16 protein-coding genes are annotated in these 21143 nt (G+C 32.0%); all 16 read right to left on the bottom strand.

Going from position 1 to position 21143, the window contains the following annotated elements; translation table 11 throughout:
• Nucleotides 1-82 precede the first annotated feature (82 nt).
• Nucleotides 83-850, bottom strand: coding sequence for a shikimate dehydrogenase (aroE, locus tag WNY60_RS09670; protein ID WP_339808163.1), 768 nt, complete (start codon nucleotides 848-850; stop codon nucleotides 83-85).
• On the bottom strand, nucleotides 819-1838 hold the full coding sequence (locus WNY60_RS09665) for a DUF368 domain-containing protein (RefSeq protein WP_342862237.1): 1020 nt from the start codon (nucleotides 1836-1838) through the stop codon (nucleotides 819-821). The genes aroE and WNY60_RS09665 overlap by 32 nt, the downstream gene beginning before the upstream one ends.
• Nucleotides 1839-2849, bottom strand: coding sequence for a DUF368 domain-containing protein (locus WNY60_RS09660; RefSeq protein ID WP_342862236.1), 1011 nt, complete (start codon nucleotides 2847-2849; stop codon nucleotides 1839-1841).
• A 47-nt stretch (nucleotides 2850-2896) separates the two neighbouring features.
• Nucleotides 2897-4291 (bottom strand): tetratricopeptide repeat protein, encoded by a 1395-nt coding sequence (locus tag WNY60_RS09655; RefSeq protein ID WP_145000443.1) that lies wholly within the window; start codon nucleotides 4289-4291, stop codon nucleotides 2897-2899.
• Nucleotides 4292-4433: 142 nt separating this feature from the next.
• Nucleotides 4434-5621, bottom strand: coding sequence for an aspartate aminotransferase family protein (locus WNY60_RS09650; protein ID WP_342862235.1), 1188 nt, complete (start codon nucleotides 5619-5621; stop codon nucleotides 4434-4436).
• Between the two features lie 5 nt (nucleotides 5622-5626).
• A complete protein-coding gene (locus WNY60_RS09645) occupies nucleotides 5627-7423 on the bottom strand; it encodes an OstA-like protein (RefSeq protein WP_342862234.1) in 1797 nt (598 codons plus the stop codon).
• 171 nt (nucleotides 7424-7594) lie between these two features.
• Nucleotides 7595-8866, bottom strand: a complete 1272-nt coding sequence (locus tag WNY60_RS09640; RefSeq protein ID WP_342862233.1) for an adenylosuccinate synthase — start codon at nucleotides 8864-8866, stop codon at nucleotides 7595-7597.
• A gap of 2 nt (nucleotides 8867-8868) precedes the next feature.
• Complete coding sequence (locus tag WNY60_RS09635; protein ID WP_028282732.1) at nucleotides 8869-9336, bottom strand: transcriptional repressor; 468 nt, start codon at nucleotides 9334-9336, stop codon at nucleotides 8869-8871.
• A 95-nt stretch (nucleotides 9337-9431) separates the two neighbouring features.
• A complete protein-coding gene (locus tag WNY60_RS09630; RefSeq protein WP_145000433.1) occupies nucleotides 9432-11651 on the bottom strand; it encodes a RelA/SpoT family protein in 2220 nt (739 codons plus the stop codon).
• A 135-nt stretch (nucleotides 11652-11786) separates the two neighbouring features.
• On the bottom strand, nucleotides 11787-12770 hold the full coding sequence (locus tag WNY60_RS09625) for a hypothetical protein (RefSeq protein WP_342862232.1): 984 nt from the start codon (nucleotides 12768-12770) through the stop codon (nucleotides 11787-11789).
• A 19-nt stretch (nucleotides 12771-12789) separates the two neighbouring features.
• Entirely contained in the window at nucleotides 12790-14031 is a 1242-nt protein-coding gene (locus WNY60_RS09620; RefSeq protein WP_342862231.1) for a DEAD/DEAH box helicase, read from the bottom strand.
• Nucleotides 14032-14109: 78 nt separating this feature from the next.
• On the bottom strand, nucleotides 14110-15114 hold the full coding sequence (locus WNY60_RS09615; protein ID WP_342862230.1) for a transglutaminase domain-containing protein: 1005 nt from the start codon (nucleotides 15112-15114) through the stop codon (nucleotides 14110-14112).
• A gap of 11 nt (nucleotides 15115-15125) precedes the next feature.
• Nucleotides 15126-15788 (bottom strand): carboxypeptidase-like regulatory domain-containing protein, encoded by a 663-nt coding sequence (locus tag WNY60_RS09610; protein WP_342862229.1) that lies wholly within the window; start codon nucleotides 15786-15788, stop codon nucleotides 15126-15128.
• A gap of 136 nt (nucleotides 15789-15924) precedes the next feature.
• The gene (locus tag WNY60_RS09605) at nucleotides 15925-16482 is read right to left on the bottom strand and encodes a hypothetical protein (protein ID WP_145000422.1); all 558 of its coding nucleotides are present in this window, start codon (nucleotides 16480-16482) and stop codon (nucleotides 15925-15927) included.
• A gap of 27 nt (nucleotides 16483-16509) precedes the next feature.
• Nucleotides 16510-18768 carry an FUSC family membrane protein gene (locus WNY60_RS09600; RefSeq protein WP_339808173.1) on the bottom strand — a complete coding sequence of 753 codons (2259 nt, stop codon included), beginning with the start codon at nucleotides 18766-18768 and terminating at the stop codon, nucleotides 16510-16512.
• A 51-nt stretch (nucleotides 18769-18819) separates the two neighbouring features.
• Nucleotides 18820-21120: a B12-binding domain-containing radical SAM protein gene (locus tag WNY60_RS09595; RefSeq protein ID WP_342862228.1), complete on the bottom strand. Its 2301-nt coding sequence runs from the start codon at nucleotides 21118-21120 to the stop codon at nucleotides 18820-18822.
• Between the last annotated feature and the right edge of the window lie 23 nt (nucleotides 21121-21143).

Here is a 21143-nt window from a genome sequence, read left to right as displayed (position 1 = left end):
TTTAGTTGATATTTATGTATTTAGCTTTTAAAGATAGTGACAAGTTGAAAAACTACCAATAATTTGTTGATTAACTCTTAGTTTAAAGATTTTTATTCCAGATTTTCCAAGATTTTTCAGCCTGAAACACTAACATGTCATAGCCATTTATAGTAGTCGCACCATGGTTTTTGCCATGTTTTAAAAAAACCGTTTGTGATGGATTATAAATTAAGTCGAATAAAACATGTTTTTTAGAAAGTCCACCATATGGAATATTTGGTGCTTCATTTACATCAGGAAACGTCCCAACAGGCGAGCAATTTATAATTATTTGATGCTCATTAATAATAGCTTCCGTTAACGTATCATAGGTATAACTAACTGCTTTTGACTGCTGTCTTGATACAAAATGAAATTGAATGTTTAGTTGTTTTAAAACATAAGCAATTGCTTTGCTGGCTCCTCCTGTACCTAAAATTAAAGCTTTTTTATGATGTTTTTTTATATGTGGTTTGATACTTTTTTTGAAACCATAAATATCTGTATTGTAGCCTTTAAGACGTCCTTTTTTAGTGAATTTAATAGTGTTTACTGCACCAATTTTTTTTGCTTTTTTATCTAATGAATCTAAAAAGGGAATAATACTTTCTTTATAAGGGATGGTAACATTAAGACCAGATAATCCTTTGGTTGTTAGTATGTTTGATTTAAAATTTTCAATGTTTTGAATGTCAAAATTTTGGTATTTAGCATCAGTAATATTTTCGTCTTTAAATTTTATTGAAAAATAGTTTTGAGAGAAAGAGTAGGAGATATCTTTACCAATTAATCCATAGTTACGCATGTGATTGCTTTGTTTTTTGTCCATATATTTCTAATGCTAATACGATTGCTATTCCTACTATGGTGTAGCATAATGCGATTATAGTTTCGGTATTAAGTTCTGGTAAGTAACGTTCGTAATTTTCAATTATTTTTTGACCTCTAGAATCTACTAAAAATTCGCCTGTAGATTTTGTTTTAAATATGGTATGTTTAAATGGCCACACAACACCTAAAGATCCTACTATAAAACCTATAATTGATGCTAGCGTGACATTTTTATAATGTTTTAAAATGTAATTTAATACATGAGAAAAAGTTACCAAACCAACTACAGAGCCTAATGTAAAGACTGCTAGTACTTTTAACATCCTAAGACGTTCTATATTTGCAGTAAAGCTAAAATCACCTATTAATACTTCAGAAAATGTATCAAATAAAGCATTTACAGAGTCCACTAATAGTAAGACGTAATTGCCAAGTAAAATTAAGATAAATGATCCTGAAAAGCCAGGTAATGTCATTCCTGAAACACTAATTATTCCGCAGAAAAAAACAAATATTAGGTTATCATTTTCTGTAGCAGGATCTAGAAAACTAATACCTATTCCTAAAACAGCACCAATAATTAAAGCTAAGTATGTTGTGGTTTTCCAATCTTTAAAATCCTTACTTATGTAATAAATTGAACCTATAATCATCCCGAAAAAGACACTCCAAACATAGAGTTGGTAGTGCGTAATAAGATAGTCTAGGATTTTTGAAATACTAAAATAGCTTACTATCATTCCAAAAAACAGTAAGCTTAAAAAACGTCCATTTATATAAAGATAAAACGCTTTAAAGCGTCCTTTTAAAAGTAATTTAAAAGCAGTGCCATTTACCTTTTGTAAGGAGTGTATAAACTCTTCGTAAAAACCTGCAACAAATGCCACGACACCACCAGATACACCAGGAACTTTATTAGCTGCTCCCATGCCTAATCCTTTTAAGATTAAAAATAGTTTATCTTTAAATGTGCGTGTGTTTTGCATTTAGCTTGCTTTATTACCTACCTTTTCAAGAATAAAAATAGTTAAAAAACCTGCAATCATCAATCCAATTGCTAAAACTAATTGAGCGTCTGTATTAGCGTTAATTTGAGAATAGGTTGATGGCAGTACACTTTGCTCTAAAACGGTTTTGTAGCTATCAAAATCTAAGCTGTTTTTTTGAAACACACTTAACGTTTGGTAGTCTGAAAGTCCAATAAAATCGACTACAGATCCTGAAGCGTCATCCATTACCGAAATGGTTTTTTTATAAGGCCAAACTTTATTTAATGAACCTAGAATAAAACCGGTTAGAATGGCTAGAGTTGTATTATGGTAATTTTTGAATAGCCATTTTAATACGTGGCTAAAACTAAGCAAACCAACAATTGCTCCAGTTGCAAATAGAGCTATTTTTTTTAAATCAAAGTCATGAAAAGCATCACTTAATGTTTTATATGCTCCTAAAATTACTAATATAAAACTACCAGAAATACCTGGTAAAATCATAGCGCAAATTGCTAAGGCTCCAGCAATAAATAAAAAATAGGAGTTGGTATTACTAGCTAAAGATGGTAAACTAGTAATATAAAATGCAGCTATAGTACCAATAATTAATGCGATAATGGTTTTAGCAGACCATTTGTTAATTTGTTTACCAACAAAAAAGATACTAGCTATAATTAAACCAAAAAAGAACGACCATATTAAAACTGGGTGTTGTTCTATTAGGTATTTTGCTAGTCTCATAAACGAAACAAAACTGATAATAATACCTGTTAAAAGCGCTAAAAGAAAGTTACCGTTTAGTTGTTTCCAAAAGGCAAAAAAACCATCTTTTTTTAAGGTCTTTATTAATGATAGGTTAACACCACTTATAGTTGTAATTAACTCTTCGTAAATCCCAGAGATAAACGCAATGGTACCTCCTGATACTCCAGGAACTGCATCTGCTGCTCCCATAGCAATTCCTTTTAAACTAATAACAAGGTAATCTTTTAAGCGTCTTTGCATAATTTGAGTTTTGTTGGTAACCAAAGGTATGCAAAAATCATTTTATGTTATGATTTATGTAACTTTTTTAACGCGTTTTTAAAGGTCGTAGATTGGTAGACCATTGGAAAAATTTCTTCTATAATAAATATTAGTTCCTCGTCAAAAGTTAATCCGTTTTTTAGGTGGTAGCTTCCTTTTTCAGTTTCTAATAAACCATAGTAAATACCAGCTAGTCTAAATTCAATTTCTGCATCTTCTGGGTAAAATTCTGCTGCCTGAATTAAGTTTAAGCTAGCAGCTTCAGGTTCTCCTAATTGAATTAAAATATCTGCTCTTTGTAACCAAGAGGCTAACTCATAATTTCCAAGTTCTAAAGCTCGCTTATAGCCACGTTCAGATTCTTCTAAAAAGTTTAGTCTGTGGTTTATTTGTGCATATAACTTCCAATATACTGCATTGTCTGCATTAATATTAATTGCTTTATTAATATAATATAATGCTTTTTGGTAGTTTTTTTGTTTGTTATAAAACTTTGTAATGGCTATCCAACCCTTATCAAGTAATGGGTCTTCTTTAACAGTTTTATAATAATATTGTTTTGCTAAATCTATCTGACCTAGTTTTTCATGACATTGTCCTAATCTTAATAAAGCAAAAGATGTAGGGTCTTCCAATTCTAGGGTTACTGCGTAATTTTCGATTGCTTCGTTATAACGCTTTAACTTTTCTAGGACTCTACCTTTTTCAATGTAAGCACCTACAAAAGTGTCGTCAGAGATAATTGCAAATTCAAAAGCACTTAAAGATTTTTCGTATTGTTTTATAGTAAAATATTGCTTACCTAATTGGTGCCAAGCAACTTCACAATATGGGTTTTTATCTAAATAACTATTTAAAAAGGTGATTGCTTCATCATTTTCATTTAAAAAATCGAAGCAATACATAATGTTGTATAACGCAGAATAGTCATCCATGTCATCATCTAGACAACGCATAAAACTCTGTTTAGCTTCTTCAAAGTTATCTAAAAATAGATATTCCATTCCTATTAAAGAATGTAGTTCTGAGGATTCTTCTGCTAAATCTAAAGCTATGTTTAAAACCTTAATCGCGTCTTGATGCTTATCATCTTTAGATAATATATTAGCTTTTTGAATGTATATTTCTTCGTTTGATGGCTCTAATACATACAAGGCATCTAGTAACTGATTCGCTTCTTTTAGCTTATTTTCAAACACATAAATTTCTACCTTAAATAATTTAAGATTAGTAGATGTAGGATGTTGCTCTAAGCCTAACTTAATAGCTTTTTTTGCTAAAGATACTTTACCTTGGTTAAGGTAATGGTGTATTATATTTTCAAATTCGTCCGAGTCAAAAAACAACACATTGTTTGTTTTTAACATCGATTCAAATCTGCTAAGCGATACTTTATTTGGTTCTTCTTGACTAAACTCCATAGGCACTGTTTAGGTGTTTCTATTGTAATAAATGTACTGTTCTATTACTTTTTAAATGGCATTTGCCACTTTTGTTTTTAACAAAGTAATCAACAATTACGGGTTTTGATGTGTTTTTGATTGATTGAAAGAGATTTACTCTTTAATTAGAGTCCGTTATTTTATTTAATAAGTCAATAATAATGCCACACCCTTTAATAATTTCTTCATTACTGATTGTTAAAGGTGGTGTTATACGTATTGCTTTAGGCTCAAACAGCAACCAAAAGAGTATTAGTCCTTGATTTTGCGCTTGTAGTACCACTTGGTCAGTGATGTTTGCTGCAGTAGTTATGGCTGCTAACATTAAACCACGACCTCTAATTTCGGTAATTAAAGGATGTTTTAAGTGTTGCCTGATTAATTGTTCTTTTTCTAAAGCTTGTGACATTAAGTCACTATTTGTAACTTCTTGTAATGTGGCTAAAGCCGAAGCTGCAATTAATGGGTTACCACCAAAAGTTGTAATGTGGCTTAGCTTTGGTCCATCCTGAAAGGCATCCATATGAGCCTTAGACGCTGTAAATGCGCCAATTGGTAATCCACCAGCTAATCCTTTTCCGGTAACGACTATGTCTGGAACCACATTATAATTTTGAAAACCAAATAATTGTCCTGTTCTGCCAATTCCTGGTTGTATTTCGTCTAAAATTAATAGCGCTCCAACGTCCTGACATTTTGCTTTTAATTTGGCTAAATAATGGTTTTTAGGCTCTATAAAACCAGCTCCACCTTGAATGGTTTCAACTATTACTGCAGCAGTTTTTGTAGTGATATGTTTAAAATGTGGTTGGTAATTAAACGTAATGTGACTAATATCTGGCAGTAATGGTCTAAAAGGTGCTTTTCGCTCTTCAAAGTCCATTAAACTTAAAGATCCTAAAGTATTACCATGATAGGCATTATGGGCTGCAATAATCTGACTACGTCCAGTAACACGTCGTGCTAATTTTAAAGCACCTTCAATAGCTTCTGTACCAGAATTAACTAAATACGTAGATGTTAAAGGTTCTGGTAAGTGATCTGCTATAAATTTACATAAGTCTACTGCTGGCTTTTGGACATATTCTCCATAAACCATAACATGCAAATATTTGTCTGCTTGTTGTTTAATGGCATTAACTACTTTTGGGTGGCTATGTCCTAATGTACATGCAGATACACCTGCAACAAAGTCTAAATAGGCTTTGTTATTAGTGTCGTAAATATAGCTTCCTTTAGCATAAGAAATTTCTAGAGCTAAAGGATATGGAGACGTTTGTGCTTGGTGTTTAAAAAATCTATCCTTCATAACTCCTAATCCTGATCAGTCTTAGATTGTACTTTTTGATTAACTGTTTGTTTTTTTGAAGTTGCTTTTTGTACAGCAGGAGTATTAGTATTTGTATTTAGAAATTTTTTAGGAACATTCCTTGAGGCTTTAGGAGCTTCGTCTTTTTTGTTTAAATTCTTCTTTTCAGCTTCGTCGTCTGCTTTTTTAACACGTCCAATTAGGGCTTCACCAAAAAACTCTTCACCTTCTTGATAAGGTTCTAGTCCTTTAATTACAGGTAATGTAAATGGTGGATCGTCTTTAAATAAATCTTCAACAGATTTTGGACGTTCATCATCACGCCAATCAAAACCTCTTAATTTTCTAGCGTTTAATGGTAAATCTTCTTCTGTGTAAAGCTTGCCTTCAAATTGTAAAAGTTTTCTAAGCTCAACAACTTCTTTTTCTTCAAAATAGATAATAATATCTGCAGATTTTGATTTTTCTATTCCAATTAACTCTTGCTTATCATTTCTACTAAAGTTAATAGATTCTGCATTTTTAAGTATATCTACTTGTTTGATTTGATTATCATCATCAAACATTCCTATTAAACGTTTACCAGAAATTTGATTGTATGAGTCTTTACTAATCGTGTCCTTACTAATTAAAAAAGCATTATAAAAAACGATGAGTGAATCTAATTTTTCTGTTTTAGGATTTGATTTTAAATGAATCGTATCACCTGTCATTTGATTGTCCAGATTCCAGAGTATTGGTTTTCTTGCAGCCGAAAATGCATCGCCTTTATTTAATCGTTTTAAATTGATTAACTGTGTTAGTCCTGTTTTATGGTCTGCATGAATCGAATCTGCTTTGGCACTAATATCTGATTTATATACCTTACCATTGTAATAGCCTCTAGTAATACGATGTTCTGGTTTACCTGTAACCATCAACGTGTCTGCATGCATGTATATACTATCTTTTTCTTGGATAGTAATTGCTAAAGCGCGTTTGGTAATAAACACAGAGTCTTTAGCACGATAGACTTCTGCATAATGTCCTTTAATGATACTACTATTAATAGTGTCTGTAACGGTTATATTATTAGTTGCTGAGGCAAAATTTAGTCTTCTGTCAAAATGTAAACTGTCACCAACAATGACACGATTATCGTAGTCTATTCTTGAGTTTCGGACAAAATAGCCAGTGTCGTTTGTGGTGTCGTAAAAACCACGTTCGCTGTAAATTTTGCTACTATCACCAACTATTGTTGAAGGACCATACATGTAGGCATGACCATTATCAGAATAGTAATCCAGGGTTTTTGTGTTAAGCTCGTAATCTGGATTGACAAGTTTGACACTATCTACAAAACGGTATTTTTTGTCATTCATATAATAACGACCAATACGACTTGTAATCGTCCCAGATGAGTCCCTTACAACTTTACCTCCAGATTTATAATAAGATTCTTGTTTTGCTCTGTTAAAGTATAGCGTATCAGATGTTATGGTAGATTGAGGATCTGTCAATACCACATCACCACTTGCAAATGCTAATTGTGTTTTACCAGAATACTCCACGTATTTTGACGTTAAGTTTATGGTGTCACCTTGCTTCATGTTAACATTTCCGTAGGCTTCAACAAAATCTTCTTTACCATAAAATATGGCTTTGTCGCAAAACATATCAATACCATCATGGTAAATATGGACTTGACCTTGATCACTTCTGGTTAGGATACTTGCTCCTGGAAAGTTTTCTTCGTCAATATCACCAAATGCACCAGAGTCTTTAATCTCGATGGTTTTTTGCTGTGCTATTCCTAATTGCATAGTCAGCATTAAGAATAAAAAATATATGTGTTTATTAATTTTCAAGATGTTATTGTTTGGCACAAAAATAACGATTTAATAGACTTAGTATTATCTATTAGGAATTATTTAAGATGAAAAAACCTGCTATTAAATTGAATAGCAGGTTGGTAATTTTAATTTATTTTTTAATTACATAAAAATAGTCTGTTTTCTGTCTGGTCCAACAGATACTATTTTAATAGGAATTTCTAATTCTTCTTCTAAAAATGCGATATAATCATTTAGCGCTTTTGGTAATTGAGAAGCTTCACTCATTTTTGTTAAGTCTTCGCTCCAACCTTTAAACTCTGTATAAATAGGTTCTACATTTTCAGGTTCTATGTTAAACGGTAAATGTGTAATCGTTTCTCCTTTATATTTATAAGCAGTTGCTACCTTTAAAGTTTCAAAACCAGATAAAACATCACTTTTCATCATCATTAATTGTGTAACACCATTAACGCGACAAGTGTATTTTAAAGCTACTAAGTCTAACCATCCACAACGTCTAGCACGACCTGTTACTGCTCCAAACTCTTGGCCAACTCTAGCCATTTCTTCTCCATCTTTATCAAATAACTCTGTTGGAAAAGGTCCAGAACCTACACGTGTTGTATAGGCTTTAAAAATACCAAAGACTTCTTTAATTTGGTTTGGTGCAATACCTAAACCAGTACAAGCTCCTGCTGCAGTTGTATTACTTGATGTTACAAATGGATAGGTACCAAAATCGATATCTAAAAGCGATCCTTGAGCACCTTCTGCTAAAATGGTTTTACCATCTTTTAGTGATTGGTGTAAATAGGCTTCACTATCTATAAATTGTAATTCTTTAAGTTTTTCAATAGACTCAAAAAATTCAACTTCCATTTCTTCTAGATCGTATTGTACGTCAACATTATAAAATGCGATCATAGCTTCGTGCTTATTAGCTAAAGCTCTGTATTTTTCTTTCCAGCTATCTAGTTCTAGGTCACCAACTCTAATACCGTTTCTACCAGTTTTATCCATGTATGTTGGACCAATACCTTTTAAAGTAGAACCAATTTTGGCTTTACCTTTAGAGGCTTCGCTAGCTGCATCTAATAAACGATGCGTTGGTAAAATTAAGTGTGCTTTTCTAGATACAATTAGTTTGGCTTTGTAATCAACATCAAATTGGTCTAAACCCTCTAATTCTTTAATAAAAACAACTGGATCAACTACTACACCATTTCCAATAACATTCATAGCATCTTTATGAAAAATTCCTGAAGGTATAGTACGTAGTACGTGTTTTATTCCGTCAAATTTCAAAGTATGTCCTGCATTTGGACCACCTTGAAAACGTGCTATGATATTGTAATTTGAAGTTAAAACGTCGACAATTTTTCCTTTGCCTTCATCTCCCCATTGTAAACCAAGTAGTAAATCTACTGCCATTTTTAATTAGTTGTGTTGTTATTATTTTTTTTTCGATTTCCGTAAAAATATAGTGAGTGCTTAGAAATTTCGATATCAAAGACTTCCTCAATTGTTTTTTTAATTGCCTGAATTCTTGGATCACAAAATTCTATAACTTCTCCTGTATCTTGAAGTATAACATGGTCATGTTGTTTATCAAAATAAGATTTTTCGTAATGTGCTTGATTTTTACCAAACTGGTGTTTTCTAACTAAGCCGCAATCTAGAAGCAGCTCGATAGTATTGTACAACGTAGCACGACTTACACGATACTTCTTGTTTTTCATGTTTAGATATAGGGATTCTATATCAAAATGTTCATCGTTAGAATAGATTTCTTGAAGTATAGCGTAACGTTCTGGTGTTTTTCTATGACCATTCGCTTCTAAAAAAGAAGTGAATACGTTTTTTACAATCTCTTGATTTTTTATATCTGTTTTTGCGCTCATAAATACCAAGCAAATTTACATCTTTTTTTGAGGTTGCAATCATAAAACTTAGACTTTACTTTAAGTGTTATTAGACAGTTATTAACAACATTAATTTAAACCCGAGTTACCTTGTCTATACCGTTAAGTTTTTTAAGATTATCCATTAACTTTTTAAGCATGGATTTGTTACGTACAATAACATTAATTTTTCCTTTAAAGATACCGTCATCACTCTGAAAACTAATACTATTCATGTTGACGTGCATGTTGGATGAGATGACTTTAGTAATGTGATTAACTAGTCCTAAATTGTCTATTCCAGATAAAATAATCTGTGCAGCAAACTCTTGTTGTGACGAGTCTATCCATCTTGCCTGAATGATACGATAGGCATAATTAGATTGTAAACTTATCGCATTTGGGCAATTTTTTTTATGCACTTTAATACCATCGTTTATGGTAATAAAGCCAAATACTGCGTCTCCAGGAATTGGATTACAACAATTAGCTAATTTGTAATCTAGTTTTTCTTCTTCTTTACCAAATACTAATAGGTCATATTTATTAGTAATTTCATCTTTATTAACTTCTTCTGGAGATATAGTTTGTTTTCTGGTAATTTTATTTTTGAAAAAACTCATCAAAGCATTGCTACGCGATGCAGCATACTCCTTAAGCATCGTGTTGTCAATATTACCTGTACCTACACGGTAAAATAAGTCTAAACTAGTTTTTAAATGAAAATAGCTAACCATTTCGTTAACCGATTTTTCATTAAGCGTAATTTTAAGTTGTTTTAGTTTTCGTCTTAAAATTTCTTTTCCTTCTTCGGCTATTATTTTAGTATCTTCTTTTAATAGCGATTTAATTTTACCTCTAGCTCTTGCAGTGGTCGCGTAATCTAGCCAGTTAGGGTTAGGTTTTGCGTTTTCTGAAGTGATAATATCTACTTGATCACCACTACTTAATTCGTGACTTAAAGGCACTAATTTTCCATTAACTTTGGCGCCTCTAGTTTTTTTACCAACTTCTGTATGGATACTAAACGCAAAGTCTAAAGGTGTTGCGCCTTTTGGTAAAGATTTTAATTCTCCTTTGGGTGTAAATACAAAAATTTCTTTGGAATACAGGTTAAGTTTAAACTGCTCTACAAAATCGACTGCATTGGTAGAGGCATTTTCTAAGGCTTCCTGCAAACGATTAATCCACATGTCTAAATTATCTTCTTTGTCCTCGGCATTTTTATATTTATAGTGTGCAGCATAACCTTTTTCGGCTATTTCATTCATACGTTCACTACGTACTTGTACTTCTACCCATCGTCCTTTTGGTCCCATTACAGTAATGTGTAAGGCTTCATATCCAGTAGATTTTGGAGAGGATATCCAATCACGTAATCGGGTTGGGTTAGGTCTAAAATGGTCGGTTACAATGGAGTAAATTTTCCAGGCTAGAAATTTTTCGTTTTCACGATCACTTTTGTATATAATTCGGACAGCAAATTTGTCGTAAACCTCATCAAATGTAACGCCTTGTTTGTCCATTTTACGTTTAATAGAAAATATGGATTTAGGTCGTCCTTTTATAGTGTAGTTTAGGCCTTCTTTGTCTAAGGATTTTTTTATAACATCATTAAATTCGGTTATGTAAGCATCTTGTTCTTCCTTACTTTCTTTAATTTTATTAAGAATTTTGTTGTAAGTATCAGGTGCTGTGTACTTTAATCCTAAGTCCTCTAATTCTGTTTTAATATTATATAATCCAATTCTATGCGCTAAAGGAGCATAAATGTATAAGGTTTCGGATGCTATTTTTTCTTGTTTATCAGGACGCATACTGTCCATGGTTTGCATGTTGTGCAAACGGTCTGCTATTTTTATAATGATAACTCTAACGTCGTCATTTAAAGTCAGTAGCATTTTTCTAAAATTTTCGGCTTGTAAAGACACGTCCATGTCTTTTTCTTTACTTAAAGACGAAATTTTTGTCAAACCATCTACAATTTTGGCTACTGTAGATCCAAATAAATCTTCAATATCTTTGACACTGTAGTTTTCGTTATCCTCAACCACATCATGCAGTAACGCAGCAGCAATAGATGTTGCATCTAGACCAATTTGTTGGGCAACAATTTTGGCAACAGCAATAGGATGGAAGATGTAGGCTTCTCCGCTTTTTCTGCGTTGTGGACGATGTGCTTCAACAGCGACATCAAATGCTTTTCGGATTAGTTTTTTGTCCTCTGTAGACAATGTGCGATAGCTAACTTTTAAAAGTTGCTTATAGGCTTTTGCAATGTCTGCATTTTCTTTTTCAATATCGATTTCTGTCATAGATTGCTCTCCTTCATTTAAAATAGAATGAATACTAAAAATACTACAAAATTATGAATAGACAACACACATTAGTCTAATTTTGATTAAAACTGAATAAGCTTTTTGTAAGATGAAAATATTGCAATAAAAAGGCTATTGCTCTTTATAAACTTCCATTTTTAAACCCATACCATAATTGTTTAAACCAGCGTTTAAAAGATTTGAGTTATCAATGTTTTTTTTATCAAAAAGAACCCATTGTCCATTGTTTTGAAAAACACGTTTTACAAAAGTGGTTTTTTCAGAAATTTGGTCTGTAAAAGGTAATAAAGGTCTAAACGTTGTCGATACTTTTACAATACCACGTCTAGTTTTAACTTCTTGATATTTTTTATTTGGAAGTAATTTTCCGTTTTTGTCTGTAAAGCCTAAAACTTGTATGGAAATGTAAATACCATCTTTTGGAATAAAAACATCAAATCCAGACACATCAAATTCAAAAACAGGTTTGGTGTCTTGTGTGGCAATAAAAATGACTTTTTCGTAGGTTAAAACATCTCCAGGTTGTCCATTATTGTTCTCGTAAAACTGTACTCTAAATAACGTTGAAAAAGGACGTTTTGCTTTATTACTTTTACCTCTTTTGTCCCAATCTTTAGCTTCGGTTTTAATAGGAATTAACACTTTAGTGACATGCTTTGGCTTGTTGTCTGTGTTAGGGAAAAATACAGCAATTTCACTTTCAATAGTTGGTAACCAACATTTATAATAGTCGTCATGTGCTGTTGGTTTAAGTGTAACTTCTTTGTGTTTTCCTGAAGGTTTAGCAGTAACGATAACCTCGTCTAAAAGGTCAGATTGTGGTGTTAAATAAAGGGTGTCTTTTAGTGTTTTTGAAGCCAGCTTAACGTCTTTGTATCCTAATGCTGAAACGAAAAGCGAATCGATATCTGAATATAGCTTTTTAGTGAAGAAAAATTTACCATCGTCATCAGCAAATATTCCATTTCCGTTTCCAAATGAAACTGTTGCAAACGAGACGCCATTTTTTGTAATACTATCAATAATTGTAGTTTGACTAAAACTATTAATTGTAAATAGTACTAAAAGTAAAATAATGAAATATCTAGAGTGCATACAGTCTATTTAATAATGATTAATACCAACGTTTTTTCTTCTTTTTTGACGCTTCACTTTTACGTCCTTTTTTATGTTTGCTCCCTTTTTTTGCAGATTTATGAATGATTGGTTTTGCTTTTGGGTCTAGTGGGTAAGGATGCTCATCTATAACATCTAATTGTAAATGAATCAGTTTTTGTATCTCTAGTAGGTAAGGTTTCTCGTCTGCACTACAAAGTGAGTATGCCATACCAGTTTGTCCAGCACGAGCAGTACGACCAATTCTGTGGACATAAGTTTCTGGGACGTTAGGAAGGTCAAAATTGACTACTGCATCTAAATTATCAATATCAATACCACGTGCAGCAACATCTGTTGCAATTAATATATTGACTTCTTTTTTCTTAAATTTATTTAAAGCTTCTTGTCTTGCAGTTTGACTTTTGTCACCATGGATACTGTCCACTTTATAACCGTTTTTAAGCAGCGTTTTTTCTAATTTATCAACACCATATTTAGTACGTCTAAAAATAATAATGTTACCGTTTATAGTGTTTCGTAGTAAATGTAAACCTAATTCTATCTTGTCTTTTTTAGGAACAAAGTATAGTAATTGATTGACATTTTTAGATGTCGAACTGTTTTGAGCGACCTCTATACGTTGTGGCTCGTTTAATATTGTAGTTGCTAATTGTTCTACTTTATAAGGTATCGTTGCCGAAAATAACAAGGTTTGTTTAGTCTTAGGACATAACCTTTCAATTTTTTTGACATCATCAATAAAACCCATGTCTAGCATTAAATCTGCTTCATCTAATACTAAAGTTTGGACATAGTCCAGATTAATAACATCTTGCTTATGTAAATCCAATAAACGTCCTGGCGTTGCAATTAAAATATCAACACCATCACGAAGTATTTCTTTTTGTGGATCGATAGACGCTCCACCAAATATTACTGCGCTTTTTAAGGTAGTGTAAGTCGCATAGGCTTCAAAATTCTCAGCAATTTGTATTGCTAGTTCACGCGTTGGACTAACAATTAATGCTTTAATTTTTCTTCCTTTTTTAGGCGCGTCTTGTTTGTCAAATAATAACTGTAAAATAGGTAACGCAAAAGCAGCTGTTTTTCCTGTACCAGTTTGGGCAGAGACAATAACATCTTTTTTGTTAAGTACCACAGGAATTGTTTTTTCTTGTACCAACGTTGGGTTGTCGTATCCTTTTTCGGCAATTGCGCGTAAAATAGGTCTATTTAGTTGTAAGTCTTTAAATGACATGAATTAAGATTTGCTACAAAGGTAGTTTTTTCCAAGCATTTAATAAGGCTTAATATTTATTTACACAACCGTGAGTCTTTACTTTTCTAGGACTTGAATAGTGTAGGAGGAGATAATATCATTTTTAAATTTTAAGTGCACATCAAAAATGCCTTCATTTTTAAATGTACTAGCTAATGTTATCTGACCATTGTCTTGTTTTGTGTATTCTAAATCACGAGTAATTTCATTAAAACCAGAATATTCTATTAATGTGACATCCTTGATATTAATGCCATCTGGAATTTTAAAGCTAAAATTTATAACATCGTTTCTTTTTATGGTTGTATTTAAATTTGAAGGGTAAATAGGAATGATTTGATGTGTAAACGTTTTACCATAAACCATTGGAGATGCTTGATAATCACTTGCTATTAAAGTGCTATCCAGTAACCATTTTTTATTAATTGGATAATGGTTTTTGGCAAATAGAATGGGTTCAGTTAAAAAGTAACCTAAATTATAGTCTTTTATAAAGACATCATTTATAAAATAACCACTAGACCAAGTAGCATCGCATAAATACCATTTGTCGTTTAACTTAACTGCATTCCAAGAATGGTTAACTAACTGTAAGGTATATACATTAGTGGTTGTGGAACGTCCATAACCATTAATTATTTTACATTCTATATTAGCCAAAAAGCACAACTCTTTAATTAAATAAGCATAACCTGTACACATGGTTTTATTTTGCTTTAATAGTTTTTTTATGGCTTTATTTTTATAAGAATTATTCCAATTTACATAGCCCATACTATCCTTTTGAAATTTTTTTCTGTTTTTACTAACCTTACTGTCTTGTACTAAATCACCTTTAATATTACTGCAAACCCAAGTGTATATTGCTCTAAATTTTTCTGCTTCAGTAGGTAAATTAAAAGTCAAATTATGAGCAAGTAAGGGAAGGTTTTTTAAATCTAAGTTGCTATGACGTTTAGCGATATTATCAGCTCTAGTAAAATTGATGTCATCAAAATCGGTAATTTGAGCTGTTACTATGGTGCAAAGCAAAAAACAAAAAAGTAGGCTTAGTTTTTTCATTTTAAAACACTTTATTTTTTAGACGAATAAACTGATTTAACAGCAACTTTACCCATCATAATATAAGAATCGTTACTTAAGCTTACATTTAAAAGGACGTTAGACATGCTGTCTGGATTTTGAATAACCATCTTTTTAGAGTCATAACCAACATAGCTAAACACTAAAATATCACCTTCTTTTAGCTTTTCAGGAAAAATAAATTGTCCATCAAATTCTGTTGTAACACCTACAGTGGTACCTTGTAAAACAACGTTTGCGGTAGGAAGTGGTAAACCATCGTTATCATATACAGTTCCTTTTACAGTAATATTGGCTTGATTTTGATTGATTTTTATTTTAGAAGTTTTGACTCTGGATAGATTGTCTTGTGCTTTTGCAGTTGTTAAAGAGAATAGGGCTAAACAAGCTAATCCAATGGCGCTTATAAAACTAAGTTTACTTTTTTTTGCTTTAACAGAAAGTGTTGTTAGTTGTGCGTTTTTAAATCTTCCGCAGACGTTAGTGGTTTGTTTAGTGTTGAAGTAAAGACCGATGTCTTCAGTAGTCATTTCAGTAAAATCGATAACCTCTTTTGTGCAAGCGTTACAAAAACCACCTTTAAGTGTAGGCGTAAATTGATTATAATTTTGATTGCAAGGCGTCGTGATGTTTAAATTTATTTGATTTTTCATGATTATAGGTTTAATACATTATTATATAACAAACCTATGGTAACAATAGAAGTAATAAAACCGACACTTAGTTAATCCTCCTTTTGGGTGAGTAAACCATGTCTTTTACAGAGGAAGCAAAATTACAGTTGGTTGATTATTGACACATTTTAGCAGTAATACCTAATTGATTGGCTAGCTTTTTGCGACGTAAAGTAACATTTTGAGGATTAGTTTTTAAAAACTTAATAGGTAATGTTGAATGTATTGTAATAGCATCAAAAGTAGATTTATGCTCAAAAAAACATTCGCTATTATAAATGGTATTGTTATAACTAAATTCAAACGCGATAACGTACAAGTAGGTTTCAATAGTTTTTTTTGATCCTCCATTAAACGTGGAGTTACTATGCGAATAGTCGTCCACACGCTTATTTATAACTTTAGCAGTCGTATAGCTACCGTATTTTTTTATTTCGGCTTGCTCATAATAATACATAAAACTAGAAGGTAATGTATATAGCATAAAGGCTAAGCTAAGCACAATAAAAAGGCCTCCAAATAGTATAAATCCTAAACCATTTTCAACTTTAAAGCCTATAAAAGCAAACAAAACACCAAATAAAATTATAGCAAACCCAATGCCTAAAATTCCGAAGTGTGGTTTAAAGGCTTGTTTAATAAAACGTATTTGGTCTGATACAGTCGTTTTCAATGCTTAGTTTTAAATTACTTAAGCAAGTTAATTAAAAACAGATTTATATTTAGACGTTGCATTTATTAAATTAGCAGATAACGATTTTAACCATAGTAATTGGTTGCTTATTAAATGCGCTTCTTGAAGATCTAATAAGGTGTTAGTATCAATCTCAGTCTGACCTGCTTGTATGTCTATATCTCGTTTTTCAGAAAGATTAGCATATTTGTTTTGTAACGTTTGATGTGCTTTATTTACATCATCTACTTCTGTAAAAGGAATAGTTTTATCTTTTTCTAATTTTAAAATCACATGTTTTAAAGTATCTGTAATACCATCGATAATGGTATCAAATTCTTCTGAAGCAGATGTTGTTTTATGATTTAAAATATAACTACCAATAGACGCTACAGCAGATAATATGGTATGATTTAAAGTAACGATATCGTAAATTAAAACTGATTCTTTTTGTTTAGATTTTGGATCTTGTGTTAATCTTTGAAAGGCTGCATTTAGATTACTCATAGCTAAAAAGGCTTCTTTCCTAGAAATTTTATAATCCAAGTTTTTAGCTTCTTTATTATGGTATAACTGTTTAGTAGCCTTTAAATAATTACTGTTAGATGTAATGGCGTTGACTATAACTGCATCTAAATTTTTATATTCCCAACTAGGAAACAATAGGTAATTGGCTAAAACAGCAATGGTTGCTCCAATCACAGTATCAATTACTCTGTATTGGATGACATCAAAAGCATTTGGATCAATTAAAGCATATACAAAAACAATATTAAGTGTAATAAAAGCAGCTCCAGCTTTATAACTTTGTTGGATTAGTGAAAAGGCAAAGGTTAAAGATATTACAGCTAATACCATATATACTACGGTATTTTGAGTAATTAATACAACAGTTGTTGCTATAATAGCTCCAATAATAGTCCCTATAATTCGGTTTTTAGAACGCTCTTTAGTTAAACCATAATTAGGTCTCATAATAACCACAATGGTTAATACAATCCAATAGGCGTTTTTTAAATCAAAAAGGCTTCCTAATAAAAAACCAAATACCATAGCTAAACTCACCCTAAACGCATGTCGTAACATAGGTGATTTTAAGCTAAAATGTTGCCATAAAATATTTAGTCTATAATCCTGAGAGGTTAAAAATTGTTTAGAATCCTGTGTTTTTAAAGACGCTTTAGTGTTGTCTTTAACTTTACTTAAAACGCGTCTAATTGCTTTAACTTCTTGCAATAATTGTTTTTGGTAATCTTGAAGATTTCTTAGTGTTATTGCACCTTCTCTAGCTTTTGGTAAGGTGATTTCTGTTACATAATCTTCAATAGCACTGTTGGTTTTATCTGTTATTTTAGAAATGGAATCAAAGTCAGGAAGTGTTTCTTTTTTAATTAAAAGTTCTGATAAAGTAATAAGGTGATTTCCTAGTGCTTTATTTAAATCTTTAAAAGGTGTTAAGTATGATTTTTGAAGACCAAATAACGTATCTATTTTAGAATAATCTAAGGTATTTGCTAATGCTAATTCAAAAATATCAACAAGCGATATAAAAATTAAAAGGCGTCTCTCATTGGAGTAGGAACGTCCAGAACGTTTTCGGCCTTCCAGTAGTAGTTCTCTTAAAGTTTCATGCTTTTCACTTATTTGTGTTTGTAGGATAAGTGCTTTTTTAGCATATTTTTCTCGTTTATTGGATTTAGTTAAAAGTTTACCTCTAATTTTTAAATACTGACCAGTTAAAGCTAAGGTATCTGATAGTAATTGGTCGTCATCTTTTTTAGGAGCAATCCATTTAGAAAACAGTGAAACAAACAAATACCATAAACCTCCAACTCCCATTAAACCAATATGTAAAAAAATAGCTGCAGGATTTGGTTTACTTATAGCTAAAGCTAAAACAATAGATAATAATCCAGAAAATGATATTAAAGAGGCTCTAAAGCCATAAACAGATATTAAACTAATTGCAAAGCTTAACACTGCAATAGCAACTATTAATAAGACAAAAACAGGTTTAGTAATAAAAATAATAAACGTCACTAACATGGTTAGTACTATACTAATTAGTATCCCATTTATTTTACGTCTTAAACTACCAGGAACATCACTTGGCGCATTTAAAAAAGCACCAACAGCTATGGAAGGTGCATAGACAAATAAGTCTATAGCACTAAAGATTACTAAAGGTAATACAGCAGCAATGGTAAGCACAACGCCTCTGTAAAAGCTTGAGCCTTTTAGGAACAATTCGATTGTTTTTAACTGTGTCTTTAGCTTGTTTTGCATTTAAGCAAAGGTAGTTTTTAATGTGAATTGGCTAGATTAATCTTGTGTTAATTATAATTGAAGCAATCCAAAGTCCTTTAATTTTTGCATTTGTTTAGAAAACCAAAAGAGTTCAAAATCTTCAAATTGGGACTCAAAATCTTGTTTTAATGCTGAAAATGAAAGCGCTTTTCCTGTGGTTGGTTTTAAGGTTTCAAGCGTATCTAGCAGCCATTCGCCTTCGGGCTTATTGACTGTAATTTGAAGTCGATCCGTTTTATCATGAAACGTTAGCTCCAACAATTCATTTACAAACCCTTTTTTAGTTTTTGTGTATTCTCTAACTAAAGGTAAATGACCTAACCAAACTATTTTTGCAGTTGGCTTAGTTGTTAAGCTAGCTGGTGTGTTTAAGCAATCCTCAATGTAATAAGGTGTAATTGTACTTTGCGGAATGTCAAAATCAAACCATTCTTGTAAGTCCATATCAAAGCCAATACCATGCATAAAATTAAATAGCGATTTTTTTAAACCGAAACTAAACATATTATGGTCAATGCCAGTTTTGTCTGTAAAATCAATATCATTATTTGCAAATGTAATAGACTTGTAGTTTGGTGTAACACCATAATCTGATGGATTTAACCCAATAGGACTGTGTGCTGTTAACGCAAATTGATGCCAAAAACCGGATTGTATAATACCAAGCTCAAACAACTGTCTGACCATCTCCAAACTATCAACAGTTTCTTGTACTGTTTGTGTAGGGTAACCATACATTAAATAGGAGTGTACCATAATGTTAGCTTGTGTAAAGTTACGTGTAACTTGTGCGACTTGCTCTACAGTCACACCTTTATCAATTAGCTTTAATAGTCTGTCTGATGCTACTTCTAAACCTCCTGAGACTGCAATACAACCTGAGGCTTTTAGTAAGTAACATAAATCTTGTGTAAAGTTTTTTTCAAACCTGATGTTGGTCCACCATGTAACGGTTAATTGACGCTTTAAAATCTCTAAAGCTAAGGCTTTCATTAATGCAGGAGGAGCAGCTTCGTCCACAAAATGAAATCCGTTTTCTCCTGTTTGTGCAATTAGCTGTTCCATTCTGTCTACTAAAAGTGCAGCAGCAATGGGTTCGTAAATCTTGATATAATCTAAAGATATGTCACAAAAGGTACATTTTCCCCAATAACAACCATGCGCCATAGTTAGTTTGTTCCAACGTCCATCACTCCATAAACTGTGCATTGGATTAGCAATTTCAATAACCGAAATATAATCTTCTAGCAATAAATCTGAGTAATCTGGCGTGCCAACTTGTAGTTGTTTGTAATCAGGTCGTGTGGTGTTGTTTTTATAAACGACTTTTCCATCTTCTAAAAGGAAGGTGCGTTTGTATTGTTTTTCTTTACTATTGAGATCAACGTTTATTGTAGTACTTCGATTGCGCTCAGCACGACCGTTGTTATTACTATTTTGGTCTTTGTTTTCTATATTGGTTTCGGAATTACTTTTATTGTTGTTAGGTTGACATACGTTTTGGTGCAATAACTCAATTGGCAGTTCACCATCATCTAAGGTAATAAAGTCAAAAAAGTCAAAAACACGTGTGTCTGTTACTTGACGTAATTCGGTATTAGGAAAACCTCCACCAATTGCTATTTTAATTTCAGGATAATTGGCTTTTATAAATTGTGCGCATCTAAACGCACTGTATAAATTCCCTGGAAAGGGAACCGAAAAACAAATTAACTTTGGTTGTACCGTTTTTAGTTTATCTTCTAAAATGGCTAGCGTTAGGTTGTCTATAAATGTTGGTTTATTTTGTAAGCTATCGTATAGCTCGTCAAACGCATTGGCACTTTGTCCTAAACGCTCAGCATATCTGCTAAAACCAAAATTAGGATCGATACACTCAATAATAAAATCCGATAAATCCTCAAGATATAAGGTTGCTAAATGCTTGGCTTTATCCTGCATTCCCATTTCGCCAAAAGCCCAATCCATATCTTCTAGCTGTTCAAATCTAGACGCTTGAGGTAGAAAATTTGTGGTGCATATTTGTCTTGCTAAGGTTTGATTTTTACCTTGAATAAACAAAATTATAGCATCTAAAGGCTGTAAATAATCTGCTTTTAACGTGTAAATACGTTGACAGTTTTCAGTTGAAATAGAATCGTTTTCTATTGCTAAATCAAAAAGTTTTTCAAATGTTTTTTTACTGAATAATTCTAAAATCACCTCAATCCCTAAATCCATCTGAAAGGCAGAAACACCTATCGTATTTAAAAATCCTTTTAAATAGGCAGTTGCAGGATAAGGCGTGTTTAATTGCGTAAAAGGAGGCGTTATTAGTAAAAGATCTTTCAAAAAAATGGCTTTAAAAATAGATT

Source organism: Olleya sp. AS48 (genome assembly GCF_038900355.1).
Lineage (GTDB): Bacteria > Bacteroidota > Bacteroidia > Flavobacteriales > Flavobacteriaceae > Olleya.
Note: the sequence above shows the minus strand (reverse complement) of the source record. Positions and strands in the feature narration are given on the sequence as shown.